This window comes from Microbacterium paraoxydans (genome assembly GCF_018224615.1).
Lineage (GTDB): Bacteria > Actinomycetota > Actinomycetes > Actinomycetales > Microbacteriaceae > Microbacterium > Microbacterium paraoxydans_B.
The window spans coordinates 125,294-138,595 of sequence record NZ_JAGTUK010000003.1 but is presented as its reverse complement, the minus strand read 5'-3'; the positions used below and the strand labels follow the sequence as shown (position 1 = coordinate 138,595).

Below are 13,302 nucleotides of genomic sequence, written 5' to 3'. Positions count from 1 at the left end.
CTCACAGGTGCTTGCGCATCTGCTGCGTGACCACGTCGTACCCGGCCCGCTCGTACATCCCGATCGCCCGGCGGTTGCCGCCGAAGACGTTGAGTTCGAGCGCTGCGGCGCCCGCTTCCCTAGTCGCCTCCTCGACGGCCGCGAGCAGGCCACTCCCCAAGCCTTCACCGCGGCGATCGGCGTGCACCTCGATGTCGTAGAGAAAAGCGACCCCCGGGGCACCGCGCGGATGATCGAGAGCGACCCATGCGCGCCCGACCCGCCGCCCTCCGGCGTCGAGGCCGCAAAGGACGAGCATGCGCGGCGTCTCCACCCCCTGCGGCAGCAGCCGAGCGTTCTCGAGCCGCGCCCGCTCCACGGATCCGTCCGCCTCCCACCGTCCAGCAGTCACCTGCTCATGCGCATACTCCTGAGCCAGCGCATCCATCCAGTCCTCGAACTCGTCGGCCGTCATCGGCCGCACCGTCACCGTTGCCATGGGCCCATCCTGACAGTCGTGCTCGCCGCACGCTCACCGTCCAATACGCTGACAGCAGACGCCCGCCGCCCCCCGATGGAAGGCACCAGTGAGATGGTGACGCCGTGACCGACCTCCCCCGGACGACCCCCACCACGGGTTCGACACTCGGCGGGCATGGCCTGCCCGCGCTGCTGTCGAGCGCATCGCCTCCGGTCGCTCCATCGCTCACTCCGTTCAGCCGGCCGGCCGGGCGACGGCGGCCGCGCACTCCCCTCGTCGTTGGAGTCATCGGTGCTGTGGCTGTGATCGCAGGCCTCGTGGCGACCCAGATCGTCGCGAGCCTCCGCTTCGACGACGCCGCCTCTCGTGTCGACGCCGCCGCCCGGACCGTCAGCGCGCACCAGTCCGAGGTCGACCATCGCTACACGGCGCTGCTGGAATCCACCGACTCCGGCCACGTGATCCTCGACACCGGGCGCGCCACGCTGCCTGTCCCCGACGAGCCGTGGGCCGCACTCACCGCCGCCGTCGCCGATGGTGAGGGCATCGGCGCAGAGGTGGAGAAGACGGTCGCGACCGAGCAACCGCCCTCGCGCGACAAGCCCGCATGGTTCTGGGAGCTCTTCGGCACCACGGCTCAGCTCGACGACGACGAGCAGCTACTGCAGCAGCTCGCCGACGCTCTGAAGACCGCGTCGAGCGACGCCTCCGACGGCCTCGACGCCGTCACCGACAGCGGCCTCTCCGTGCTCGCCGCGGCAGGCGAATCGGCGGTCGCCTTCGAGGCGGCGCACGTGTCCGCCCGCAACGACGCGATCATCGCGCTGCGCGACGCCGCAGCCGACGCCACCGCCGAGACGGCGATCGACGACGCCGCAGCCACCGTCTACGTCTCGCTGCAAGATGCCGCGGCTCAGGTCGTCGCCACGGAGGCCGCGGAACTGGCCGAGAAGGACGGCCCTCTCCGCGGCGCACGTCTAGAGGTCGAGGCGTTCGCCCGTTCCCTCGCCCCCGGCGTGCTGCTGGAGTTCGACTGGGCCCCCTCCGTCAACGGCGCCGGGGCGAACGGCAGCATGGGCGGCTACACCACATGGTGGTGGGACGAGCCCGGTCGTGCCGTCATCAAGCTCTCCGACTCGGTCGCTCAGCAGTGGCCGGCGGCACGGAGCAAGGCGCTCGTCGCGCATGAGGTGGGCCACGCGATCAGCGTCAAGTGCCAGGGGATGTACGACGCCTCCACGCAGGACAGCATCGAGAAATGGGCGACCGCCTGGGCCATCAGCATGGGCTTCACCGACGACGCGAACGGCGTGTGGGCCTACGGCTACCCGCCCCAGAACTACCTCGACGCCGCAGCCGGCTGCCGCTGAGACGGATGCCGTACACGACGAAGCCGCCGCGGAGAACCGCGGCGGCTTCGTGATCTCAGCAGGGGGTCACTGCCCCCGGCGCTCACGCAGCTGGGTCAGCGCGTCTTCGAGGAGCTGCACGGCTTCCTCATCGGTGCGCCGCTCCTTCACATACGCGAGGTGCGTCTTGTAGGGCTCCGTCTTGGCGACCGCGGGAGGGTTGTCCTTGTCGCGGCCGGCCGGAAGTCCCGACTGCGGGTGATCGATGATCTCCGGGATCTCCTCCTCCGGCAGACCGGCAGCGAAGTAACGCACCGTCTCATTGCCGAGGCCGTCCCAATACGTGACGGCGATGCGGTCGGCGTGGTAGCCGTGGTCCTGCTCGCCCATCGGGCCGGAACCCACCCGGGTTCCGCGGATCGCGTTTCCACCGGTAGCCATCAGATCACCTCGAACTTCGTGATGAGGCCCAGAGCGACGATGGCGACGAACCACGTCAGCGCCAGGACGACGGTGAAGCGGTTGAGGTTCCGCTCCGCAAGACCGGAGGAACCCACCGCGGTGGTCATGCCTCCACCGAACATGTCGGACAGGCCGCCACCGCGACCCTTGTGCAGGAGGATAAGGAGAGTCAGCAGCACGCTGGTGATACCCAGCACGACCTGCAGGACGAACTCGAGAATTGCCACGAGAAAGAGCCTTTCGCTGGGGCCGGAGCGCCCCCGTAACGGTCAAGTATACGGTGCAGCGGGGCCACAGCCCCGCTGCACTCACACGCCGACGTGCTTCTCGAAGCGGATGATCGCGGCGAACTCGTCCACGACGAGGCTCGCCCCGCCGACCAGAGCGCCGTCCACATCGGGCTCGCGCATGAAGCTCGCGATGTTCGCCGCCTTGACCGAGCCGCCGTAGAGAATGCGCGTGCGCGCCGCCGCCTCGTCGCCCAGCACCTTCGCGATCACACCGCGCAGCGCGGCGCACACATCCTGGGCCTGCTGCGGGGTGGCCGCCTGGCCGGAGCCGATCGCCCACACCGGCTCGTAGGCGACCACGATGTCCGCGGACGCAGAGACGCCCTGCAGCGCCGCCTCCAGCTGCCCCGCAGGAACCGCGCTGGCACCGAACTTCTCCAGGTCCTCCGCGGTCTCACCGACGCAGATCACCGGCACGAGGCCGTGCTTGAGCGAGGCCTTCACCTTGGCCGCGACGATGTCGTCGGTCTCGTTGTGGTACTCACGACGCTCGGAGTGACCGATGATGACGTAGGTGGCATCGAGCTTCGCCAGGAACGCGCCCGAGATCTCACCCGTGTAGGCACCCGCATCGTGCGCGGACACGTCCTGCGCACCGAACGCGAACGGGATCTTGTCCGCGTCGATCAGGGTCTGCACGCTGCGGATGTCGGTGAACGGCGGGAACACCGCGACCTCCACCGATCCGTCTTCGTGCTTCGCATCCTTCAACGTCCAGTGCAGTTTCTGCACGAACGCGACCGCCTGCAGGTGGTCGAGGTTCATCTTCCAATTGCCCGCGATCAGCGGGGTACGGGAGCTCACGCCCATCCGAGGACCTCCAGCCCAGGTAGTTTCTTGCCCTCGAGGAACTCGAGGCTCGCCCCGCCACCGGTCGAGATGTGACCAAAACGATCGTCGGCGAAGCCGAGCTGACGCACGGCCGCCGCCGAGTCCCCACCACCCACGACACTGAGGCCGTCGACCTCGGTGAGCGCCTGTGCGACCGCCTTCGTGCCCGCCGCGAACGCCGGGAACTCGAACACGCCCATCGGACCGTTCCAGAACACCGTCGCCGACGAGCGGATGACGTCGGCGAAGCGCGCCGCCGTCTCGGGACCGATGTCGAGGCCGATGCCGGAGGCGCCGAACGAGGTCGCCTCGATCGCATCCGCGGCTGCCACCTCATGCGCCGCATCGGCGGAGAACGACTCCGCAACCACGACGTCGCTCGGCAGCACCAGCTCCACCCCGCGCTTCTCCGCCTCGGCGATGTAGCCGCGGACGGTGTCGAGCTGATCCTCTTCCAGGAGGCTCGACGCGACAGGGTGCCCCTGCGCTTTGAGGAAGGTGAACAGCATGCCGCCGCCGACCAGGATGCGGTCGACGCGCGGCAGCAGGTGCGAGATGACACCGAGCTTGTCGCTCACCTTCGACCCGCCGAGCACCACGGCATACGGCCGCTCCGGGTTCTCCGTGAGACGGTCGAGCACGTCGAGCTCCGCCGCGATGAGCAGACCCGCCGCCGAAGGCAGAAGCTTCGCGAGCTCGTACACGCTCGCCTGCTTGCGGTGCACCACGCCGAAGCCGTCGGAGACGAGCACGTCTCCCAGCTCAGCGAGCTGGCCCGCGAACGCCTCACGCTCCGACTCGTCCTTCGAGGTCTCCCCCGGATTGAAGCGCAGGTTCTCGATGACCACGACGCCGCCGTCCTCCAGCGACGCCACCGCGTCCTTCGCGGACTCGCCGACCGTGTCGCGCGCGAACGCGACCGGAGCGCCGAGAAGCTCGGACAGACGCTGGGCCACGGGCTCCAGGCTGTACTGCGGGTCGGGGGCACCATCGGGGCGGCCGAGGTGCGAGCAGACGATCACGCGGGCACCCGCGTTGATCAGGGTGTTCAAGGTCGGCAACGAGGCCCGAACGCGGCCATCGTCCGTGATGACCCCGTCCCGCAGGGGGACATTGAGATCACAACGGACGATGACGCGCTTGCCCTCGAGCGACCCCAGGGAGTCCAGGGTGCGCAGAGTCATGTAACTGAGCTTAGAGGCGCTCGGCCACGTACTCGGTCAGGTCGACGAGACGGTTGGAGTAACCCCACTCGTTGTCGTACCAGCTCGAGACCTTGATCAGGTTGCCGCTGACGTTGGTCAGTGTGGCGTCGAAGATCGACGAGTGCGGGTTGTGCACGATGTCGCTCGACACGATCTGGTCCTCGTTGTACTGCAGGTAACCGGCGAGACGACCCTCCTCGGCGGCCTTCTTGTACGCCTCGTTGACCTCCTCGACCGTGAGGTTCTCACGGTCGGTGATCAGCGTGAGGTCGACGATCGAACCCGTGGGAACCGGAACACGGTACGACGAGCCGCTCAGCTTGCCGTTCAGCTCGGGCAGCACGAGACCGATGGCCTTGGCCGCACCGGTCGACGCCGGCGTGATGTTGATCGCGGCGGCGCGTGCACGGCGCAGGTCCTTGTGCGGGCCGTCCTGCAGGTTCTGGTCGGCCGTGTAGGCGTGAGCCGTCATCATGAAGCCGCGATCGATGCCGAACGCGTCGTTGAAGACCTTCGCCAGCGGGGCGAGGCAGTTCGTGGTGCACGAGGCGTTGGAGATGATGTGGTCCGTCTCCGGGTTGTAGGTCTCCTCGTTGACGCCCATCACGATGGTGCGGTCGTCGCCCGTCGCGGGGGCCGAGATGAGGACCTTCTTCGCGCCGGCCTCGATGTGCTTGCGGGCCGCGTCGGCGTTGGTGAAGAAACCGGTCGACTCGATGACGATGTCGACGCCCAGCTCGCCCCACGGCAGGTTGGCGGGGTCGCGCTCGGCGAACGCCTTGATCTCCTTGCCGTCGACGGTGATGCTGTCCTCGTCGTAGCTGATCTGCGCGTCGAGGACGCCGCCGACCGAGTCGTACTTCAGGAGGTGCGCCAGGGTCTTGTTGTCGGTGAGGTCGTTGACCGCGACGATCTCAAGGTCCGCTCCCTGCGCGAGAGCCGCGCGGAAGTAGTTGCGTCCGATGCGGCCGAAGCCGTTGATACCGATCTTGACAGACACTCAGGTCTCCCTGTTTCTCATGCGCCGGAGACCGCTGTCGAAGCGGGCGCCATGCGCGGGTTTTTTGGCTGAGATGGCGCCCCGACGAGCCGTGGGCCCGCCGGGACGCGACCCGATTACGACAGTACCAGCAGGCCGTTCGTCTTCTCGCGGGCGACCTCGAAGCGCTGCGCGACGTTCTCCCAGTTGGCGATGTTCCACGCGGCCTTCACGTAGTCGGCCTTCACGTTCAGGTAGTCCAGGTAGAACGCGTGCTCCCACATGTCCAGCTGGAACAGCGGCACCGTGCCCTGTGCGGTGTTGGCCTGCTGGTCGAACAGCTGCTGGATGATCAGGCGAGCGCCGATCGGGTCCCAGCTGAGGACGGCCCAGCCGGAGCCCTGGATGCCGGTCGCCGCGGCGGTGAAGTGCGCCTGGAACTTCTCGAACGAGCCGAAGTACTCGTCGATGGCGGCCTTCAGCTCACCCTCGGGCTGACCGCCGCCGTTGGGCGACAGGTTGGTCCAGAAGATCGAGTGGTTGACGTGACCGCCGAGGTTGAAGGCGAGGTCCTTCTCGAGCTTGTTGACGTTCGCCAGGTTGCCGGTCTCGCGGGCCTCGGCCAGCTGCTCGAGCGCCGTGTTCGCGCCGGCGACGTAGGTCGCGTGGTGCTTGTCGTGATGCAGCTCCATGATCTTGCCGCTGATGTGCGGCTCAAGGGCTGCGAAGTCGTACGGGAGGTCGGGGAGGGTGTAGGTCGCCATATCGCTTTCATCCAATCCGCGCCGCGCCCGCGGCGCTTGCCGATCCTCCGCGCCACCGATGTGCGGCGTGGAGCGGACGTGTCTCATCCTAGTGACGACAACACCGCGGCGGACCGGATCCTTCCGCCCATTGACGACGGCCCGCCACCCCAGGTAAAGGTGGCAGGCCGTCGCGGCAGAAGCGCTGGAATCAGACGTCGAGTCCGGCCGGCACGGCAGCCTCCGTGCCCGGGATGCCCTCCTGCTGGGCGCGCTTGTCGGCCATCGCGAGCAGGCGCCGGATACGACCGGCGACGGCGTCCTTCGTCAGCGGCGGATCGGCGTGATGACCGAGCTCATCGAGGCTGGCATCGCGATGAGCCAGACGCAGCTCCCCCGCGACGCGCAGATGATCGGGAACGTCGTCCGCGAGGATCTCCAGCGCCCGCTCCACCCTGGCGCACGCCGCCACGGCAGCCTGGGCCGAACGCCGCAGGTTCGCATCGTCGAAGTTGACCAGACGGTTCACGCCCGCGCGCACCTCGCGGCGCTGACGCAGCTCCTCCCACGCCAGAGCGGTGCGCTGAGCACCCATCTCGTTCAGGATCGTGCGGATCGCCTCACCCTCGCGCACCACGACGCGGGGCATGCCGCGCACCTCGCGCGCCTTCGCGGCGACGCCCAGGCGGTGCGCCGCACCCACGAGCGCCATCGCCGCCTCCGAGGACGGGCACGCCACCTCGAGCATCGCCGAGCGGCCGGGCTCGCTCAACGAACCGGCAGCCAGGAACGCACCGCGCCACAGGCCGGCGATCTCCGCACGGGACCCCGTGGTGAGTCGGTTCGGCAGGCCGCGCACGGGGCGACGACGCGGATCGAGCAGGCCGGTCTGACGGGCGAGGGTCTCCCCCTGCGCGATCACGCGCACCGCCCACCGGGCCCCGTCGTTCGCGGTGCTCGACTGCACCTGCGCGATCTCCGGACGCACGCCGTAGATCTCGGCCAGGTCCCTGGCGACCCGGCGGGCGAGCGTCTCGGCGTCGACCTCTGCCTCCACGGCGACACGGCCCGCGATGGAGTGCAGTCCACCGGCGAATCGGAGGATGGCTGTCACCTCCGCCACGCGCACCGTCGGGGGTGCATTGCGGATGCTGACGAGCTCAGCCTTGACGTCGGTGGTTAGTGCCACGAGACTCCTTCACGTTCACGCGCCGGATCGCGACGCAAACCTCCAGCTTACTCGCCCGGGGGGCTACTCCCTGCCGAGGTCGCGGTGTCGCACGTTGACCGCGACGCCCGGAATCGCGGCGATCCTGCGGGCCAGCTCCTCCGACATCGCGACCGAGCGGTGCTTGCCGCCCGTGCATCCGATCGCGATCGTCGAGTGGCTCTTGTTCTCCCTCTGGTACCCCTCGAGCACCGGAACGAGCGCCTTCGCATACGCATCCAGGAAGTCCGTCGCCCCTTCGCGAGACAGCACGTACTCGCGCACGGTCTCGTCCTGCCCCGTGAGACCGCGCAGCTCCTCGTTCCAGTACGGGTTGGGGAGGAAGCGCATGTCCGCGACCAGGTCGACGTCGGTCGGCAGTCCGTACTTGAAGCCGAAGCTGAGCAACGTCACACGATGCCGCGCCTCGCCCTCCTCCGAGAAGATGTCGGACACCTGGGTCGCGAGCTGGTGGATGTTCAGCGCCGAGGTGTCGATCACCAGGTCGGCGGCCTCGCGGATCGGAGCCAGACGCGTCCGCTCGGTACGGATGCCGTCGAGCAGCGTCCCGTCGCCCTGCAGCGGGTGAGGGCGACGCACCGACTCGAAGCGGCGCACCAGCACGTCGTCGGAGGCGTCGAGGAACAACACCCTGATCGAGCCCCTGGTGCGCAGCAGTCGGGCGACCCCCGGGAAGTCGTCGAACAGATTGCGGCCGCGGACGTCGACCACCGCGGCCACCTTGGGCAGGGAATCCCCGCCCATGCCGGTCAGGTCGAGCAGCGGCCGAAGGATCTGAGGGGGCAGGTTGTCGACGACGTACCAGCCGAGATCCTCCAACGCGTTCGCCACCGTGGTCCGGCCCGCGCCGGACATGCCCGTGACGATGAGGAACTCGCCCTTCTCCCCGTCAGTCATTGCTCCCTGCTCTTTCTCCCCCTCGGCCTCCCAGCCTAGCGAGTGGACAGGTGCGAATGGATGGTCTGAGCGAGTACCGGGCCGATCCCCTGCACCTCCTGGATCTGCGACGGGTCTGCAGCACGGAGGGCGGTGACCGAGCCGAAGTGCTTGAGCAGCACCTTGATCCGCGACGCACCGAGACCCGGGACCTCGGCGAGCACGCTGCCGATGTCCTTCTTGCGCTTCTTTCGCTGGTGCGTGATGGCGAAACGGTGGGCCTCATCACGCAGTCGCTGGAGGAGATAGAGCGCCTCGCTCGTGCGCGGCAGGATCACCGGGAAGTCGTCTCCGGGCAGCCACACCTCCTCGAGTCGCTTGGCGATGCCGCACACCGCGATCTCGGTGTGACCGGCGTCTTCGAGCGCACGCGCCGCCGCCTCGACCTGCGGCTTCCCGCCATCGACCAGCAGGAGCTGCGGGGGGTACGCGAAGCGCGGCTTGCGTCGCGCCGTCGCCTCGCCGAGATCCTCTCCCACGACCGCGTCCGTCGTCGGGTCGAGAGTCTCCTGCGCCTCTTCCGGCCGATCGAGGTACGCGAGGCGGCGGCGAAGCACCTGGTACATCGAGTCGGTGTCGTCGGTCGTCTCGGCGATGTTGAACGAGCGGTACTGGTCTTTACGCGGCAGGCCATCCTCGAACACGACCATCGAGGCCACCACGTTCGTGCCCCCGAGATGCGAGATGTCGAAGCACTCGATGCGCAGGGGCGCCTCGTCCATGCCCAGCGCCTCCTGCAGGTCGGTCAACGCCTGGGTGCGAGCCACGTAGTCGCTCGTGCGGCGCGTCTTGTGCCGGATCAGCGCCTGCTGCGCATTCAGCGTGGCGGTGCGCATGAGGTCGGCCCGCTGACCGCGATGCGCGACGGCGATCTCGACCTTCTTGCCGCGGCGCTCGCGCAGCCACTGCTCCAGCTCGGTCGCGTCGTCGGGCAGCGTCGGCACCAGAATGCGGCGAGGGACGTCCTGCGCATCGCCGTAGGCCTGCTGGAGCACCTGATCGACGAGCTCGGCGCCCGTGATGTCGATCTCCTTCTCGATCGTGAGGGCGCGCACACCGCGGACGCGGCCACCGCGGATCACGAAGTGCTGCACCGCCGCGGCGAGCTCGTCCTCTGCGATCCCGAACAGGTCGGCGTCTTCGTCGGCCGGGAGCACGAGCGCGCTCTTACCCAGCACGGCCTCGATTGCGGACAGCTTGTCCCGGTACTTCGCAGCGGCCTCGTAGTCCATCGCAGCCGAAGCGGCCAGCATGCGTTTGGTGAGCTCTCGAGTGAACCGCTCGTCGCCGCCCGCCATGAACGCGACGAAGTCGTCGACCATCGCCCGGTGCTCCTCGATCGTCACCGTCATCGAGCAGGGACCGCCGCACTTCCCGATCTGCCCGGGGAAGCACGGCCGCCCGGTCTGCATCGCCCGCTTGTAGCTCGCATCGCTGCACGTGCGGATCGGGAAGGCCTTGATCATCAGGTCGATGGTCTCGTGCACCGCCCAGACCTTGGGATACGGCCCGAAGTACCGCGCACCGGGGATCTTGCGATTGCGCGTGACCAGCACGCGGGGCGCTTCATCGGCGAGAGTGACCGCCATGAACGGGTAGGACTTGTCGTCGCGATAGCGCACGTTGAACGGCGGATCGAACTCCTTGATCCACATGTACTCCAACTGCAGCGAGTCGACGTCGGTGGGCACCACCGTCCACTCGACCGAGGCCGCTGTCGTGACCATACGCCGTGTGCGCTCGTGCAGCGTGCGCAGCGGAGCGAAGTAGTTCGACAGCCGCTGCCGGAGATTCTTCGCCTTGCCGACATACAGCACCCGGCCGTTCGCGTCGCGGAACCGGTACACGCCGGGGTCGGTGGGGATCTCCCCCGTCCGCGGCTTGTACGGCAGCACGTCGGCCATCAGCTGGCCTTCCGCGCGGCGCGCCCCTCACCCAGGATCTCGGCGAGGAACTGCCCGGTGTGGCTCTCCTCGACGCGCGCGACCTGCTCCGGAGTGCCGGTGGCGATGATCTGCCCGCCGCCGGAACCGCCCTCCGGTCCGAGATCGATCACCCAGTCCGCCGACTTGATCACATCGAGGTTGTGCTCGATCACGATCACCGTGTTGCCCTTGTCGACCAGGCCGTTGAGGACCTCAAGAAGCTTGCGGACGTCTTCGAAGTGCAGACCCGTCGTCGGCTCGTCGAGCACATAGATGCTGCGCCCGTTGCTCCGCCGCTGCAGTTCGGTGGCGAGCTTGACGCGCTGCGCCTCTCCGCCCGACAGCGTGGTCGCGGACTGCCCGAGACGGACGTAGCCGAGACCGACGTCGACGAGCGTCTTCATGTACCGGTGGATCGCCTGGATCGGCTCGAAGAACTCCGCCGCCTCCTCGATCGGCATCTCCAGCACCTCGGCGATGTTCTTCCCCTTGTAGTGCACCGCGAGGGTGTCGCGGTTGTACCGCTTGCCGTGGCAGACCTCGCAGTCGACGTACACGTCGGGCAGGAAGTTCATCTCGATCTTGATCGTGCCGTCACCCGAGCACGCCTCACAGCGACCGCCCTTGACGTTGAAGCTGAAGCGCCCCGGCTGATAGCCACGGACCTTCGCCTCCGGCGTCTCGCTGAAGAGCGTGCGGATGCGGTCGAAGACGCCCGTGTACGTCGCCGGGTTCGACCGCGGGGTGCGGCCGATCGGCGCCTGGTCGACGTGCACGACCTTGTCGAGGTTGTCGAGCCCGGTGACCCTGGTGTGCTTGCCCGGCACGGTGCGCGCACCGTTGAGGCGCGAGGCGAGCACCTGGTACAGGATGTCGTTCACGAGCGAGGACTTGCCGGAGCCGCTGACCCCGGTGACCGCCGTGAGCACGCCCAGCGGGAAGTCGGCCGTGACGTTGCGCAGGTTGTTGGCGCGAGCCCCGACTACGCTGAGCATGCGCTTCTTGTCGATCTTGCGCCGCTTCGCCGGCATCGGGATCGCGCGACGCCCGGACAGGTAGTCGCCCGTCATCGAGTCGCTGTCCCCGAGCAGCGCGCTGTACGGGCCCGAGTGCACCACCGTGCCACCGTTGACCCCGGCGCCAGGACCGATGTCGACCACCCAGTCGGCCGCCTCGATCGTCTCTTCGTCGTGCTCCACCACGATGAGCGTGTTCCCGAGGTCGCGCAGCGTGAGCAGCGTCTCGATCAGCCGCCGGTTGTCGCGCTGGTGCAGGCCGATCGAAGGCTCGTCGAGCACGTAGAGCACGCCGGTCAGCCCGGAGCCGATCTGCGTGGCGAGCCGGATGCGCTGCGCCTCGCCACCCGAAAGAGAACCCGCCGACCGGCTGAGGTTCAGATACGACAGTCCCACCTGCAGGAGGAAGTCGAGGCGGAGCCGGATCTCGCGCAGCACCTGCGCCGCGATCTTGGCCTCGCGCTCGGTGAGATGCAGCTTCTCCATGAAGGCCCTGGCATCGGCGAGGCTCAGGTGCGACACCTCGGCGATCGAGTGGCCGTGCACCTGCACCGCGAGCACCTCGGGCTTGAGGCGGTCGCCGTTGCACACGGGGCACGGTACCTCGCGGAGGTACTCGCCCCAGCGGTTGCGCTGGGTGTCGGACTCGGCCTGCAGGTACTGCCGCTCGATGTACGGCACGACACCCTCGAACCCGGACGCGTAACGCATCTCCCGGCCGTAGCGGTTCTTCCACTTGACCGTGACCTTGTAGTTCTCGCCGCGGAGCACGGCCTCCTTGACGTCGGAGTGGAGCTCACGCCACGGCGTATCGAGCGAGAAGTCGAGGTCGCGCGCGAGGCCCTCGAGCAGACGCTCGTAGTACTGGAAGAGGCCCTTGCCCTGGGTGGTCCACGGGATGATGACGCCCTCGCGGATGGACAGGTCTTCGTCGCCGAGCATCAGCTCGACGTCGACCGACATGCGGGTACCGAGACCCGAGCACGCGGGGCAGGCTCCGAAGGGCGCGTTGAAGGAGAATGTGCGCGGCTCGATCTCGGTGAGCGTGAGCGCGTGGCCGTTCGGGCAGGCAAGCTTCTCGGAGAAGGTCTGCCAGGCGTCGTCGCCCTCGCCGTCGACGTAGTTGATCTGGACAACGCCGCCGGCGAGCCCCAGAGCCGTCTCCACCGAGTCGGTGACTCGGCCGAGGATGTCGGGCGAGGCGACGAGGCGGTCGACGACCACCGCGATGTCGTGCTTGTAGCTCTTCTTGAGCGTGGGCGGTTCGGCCAGCTGGATCAGCTCGCCGTCGACGATCGCGCGCGAGTAGCCCTTGGCGCCGAGCTCGCGGAACAGGTCGACGAACTCGCCCTTCTTCTGCGACACGATCGGCGCGACGACCTGGTAACGCGTGCGCTCGGGCAGCTCCATGAGCTGATCGGCGATCTGCTGCACCGTCTGCCGCTGGATCTTCTCACCGCACACCGGACAGTGGGGCACGCCGATGCGCGCCCACAGCAGTCGCATGTAGTCGTAGATCTCGGTGATGGTGCCGACGGTCGACCGCGGGTTGCGGTTCGTCGACTTCTGGTCGATCGACACCGCGGGACTCAGACCCTCGATGAAGTCGACGTCGGGACGGTCCACCTGACCGAGGAACTGCCGTGCGTAGGCGCTCAGCGATTCGACGTAGCGGCGCTGCCCCTCCGCGAAGATCGTGTCGAACGCCAGACTCGACTTCCCCGACCCGGACAGGCCGGTGAACACGACGAGGGAGTCGCGCGGGATATCGATGTCGACGTTCTGGAGGTTGTGGACGCGGGCACCGCGGACACTCAGTTTTCCGGGGGAGGCAACGGGGACGATGGGCACCGAACAAGTCTACGAGGGGCCACGGAC

Annotated in this window: 12 protein-coding genes; 1 reads left to right on the top strand and 11 read right to left on the bottom strand. The window is 68.1% G+C overall.

The window, feature by feature from the left end; genetic code table 11:
- Position 1: 1 nt before the first annotated feature.
- Complete coding sequence (locus KE274_RS10810) at positions 2-478, bottom strand: GNAT family N-acetyltransferase (RefSeq protein WP_211543638.1); 477 nt, start codon at positions 476-478, stop codon at positions 2-4.
- 278 nt (positions 479-756) lie between these two features.
- Between KE274_RS10810 and KE274_RS10805 the strand changes: the two genes are divergently transcribed.
- Positions 757-1,830: a hypothetical protein gene (locus KE274_RS10805; protein WP_211543636.1), complete on the top strand. Its 1,074-nt coding sequence runs from the start codon at positions 757-759 to the stop codon at positions 1,828-1,830.
- Positions 1,831-1,896: 66 nt separating this feature from the next.
- Here the strand turns inward: KE274_RS10805 and KE274_RS10800 are convergent, their stop codons facing one another.
- From KE274_RS10800 to uvrA, 10 genes are all read right to left on the bottom strand, one after another.
- The gene (locus tag KE274_RS10800) at positions 1,897-2,250 is read right to left on the bottom strand and encodes an RNA polymerase-binding protein RbpA (protein ID WP_211543634.1); all 354 of its coding nucleotides are present in this window, start codon (positions 2,248-2,250) and stop codon (positions 1,897-1,899) included.
- Positions 2,250-2,498, bottom strand: a complete 249-nt coding sequence (gene secG, locus KE274_RS10795; protein WP_101845144.1) for a preprotein translocase subunit SecG — start codon at positions 2,496-2,498, stop codon at positions 2,250-2,252. Before secG ends, KE274_RS10800 begins: the two co-directional genes overlap by 1 nt.
- Before the next feature lie 81 nt (positions 2,499-2,579).
- On the bottom strand, positions 2,580-3,371 hold the full coding sequence (gene tpiA / locus KE274_RS10790) for a triose-phosphate isomerase (protein WP_211543632.1): 792 nt from the start codon (positions 3,369-3,371) through the stop codon (positions 2,580-2,582).
- Positions 3,362-4,576, bottom strand: a complete 1,215-nt coding sequence (locus tag KE274_RS10785) for a phosphoglycerate kinase (protein ID WP_211543630.1) — start codon at positions 4,574-4,576, stop codon at positions 3,362-3,364. The genes tpiA and KE274_RS10785 overlap by 10 nt, the downstream gene beginning before the upstream one ends.
- 10 nt (positions 4,577-4,586) lie before the next feature.
- The gene (gap, locus tag KE274_RS10780; protein ID WP_211543628.1) at positions 4,587-5,597 is read right to left on the bottom strand and encodes a type I glyceraldehyde-3-phosphate dehydrogenase; all 1,011 of its coding nucleotides are present in this window, start codon (positions 5,595-5,597) and stop codon (positions 4,587-4,589) included.
- A 116-nt stretch (positions 5,598-5,713) separates the two neighbouring features.
- Positions 5,714-6,340 (bottom strand): superoxide dismutase, encoded by a 627-nt coding sequence (locus KE274_RS10775; protein ID WP_211543626.1) that lies wholly within the window; start codon positions 6,338-6,340, stop codon positions 5,714-5,716.
- Positions 6,341-6,530: 190 nt separating this feature from the next.
- Positions 6,531-7,508 carry a DNA-binding protein WhiA gene (gene whiA / locus KE274_RS10770; protein WP_211543624.1) on the bottom strand — a complete coding sequence of 326 codons (978 nt, stop codon included), beginning with the start codon at positions 7,506-7,508 and terminating at the stop codon, positions 6,531-6,533.
- A 63-nt stretch (positions 7,509-7,571) separates the two neighbouring features.
- A complete protein-coding gene (gene rapZ / locus KE274_RS10765; protein WP_211543622.1) occupies positions 7,572-8,444 on the bottom strand; it encodes an RNase adapter RapZ in 873 nt (290 codons plus the stop codon).
- 35 nt (positions 8,445-8,479) lie between these two features.
- On the bottom strand, positions 8,480-10,387 hold the full coding sequence (gene uvrC / locus KE274_RS10760) for an excinuclease ABC subunit UvrC (RefSeq protein WP_211543620.1): 1,908 nt from the start codon (positions 10,385-10,387) through the stop codon (positions 8,480-8,482).
- A complete protein-coding gene (gene uvrA / locus KE274_RS10755; RefSeq protein WP_211543618.1) occupies positions 10,387-13,275 on the bottom strand; it encodes an excinuclease ABC subunit UvrA in 2,889 nt (962 codons plus the stop codon). The genes uvrC and uvrA overlap by 1 nt, the downstream gene beginning before the upstream one ends.
- Between the last annotated feature and the right edge of the window lie 27 nt (positions 13,276-13,302).

Coding starts and splice junctions, on each gene's coding strand:
- KE274_RS10810 (WP_211543638.1), bottom strand. CDS start 478: ATGGCAACGGTGACGGTGCGGCCGATGACGGCCGACGAGTTCGAGGAC.
- uvrC (WP_211543620.1), bottom strand. CDS start 10,387: ATGGCCGACGTGCTGCCGTACAAGCCGCGGACGGGGGAGATCCCCACC.
- KE274_RS10775 (WP_211543626.1), bottom strand. CDS start 6,340: ATGGCGACCTACACCCTCCCCGACCTCCCGTACGACTTCGCAGCCCTT.
- KE274_RS10785 (WP_211543630.1), bottom strand. CDS start 4,576: ATGACTCTGCGCACCCTGGACTCCCTGGGGTCGCTCGAGGGCAAGCGC.
- KE274_RS10800 (WP_211543634.1), bottom strand. CDS start 2,250: ATGGCTACCGGTGGAAACGCGATCCGCGGAACCCGGGTGGGTTCCGGC.
- rapZ (WP_211543622.1), bottom strand. CDS start 8,444: ATGACTGACGGGGAGAAGGGCGAGTTCCTCATCGTCACGGGCATGTCC.
- tpiA (WP_211543632.1), bottom strand. CDS start 3,371: ATGGGCGTGAGCTCCCGTACCCCGCTGATCGCGGGCAATTGGAAGATG.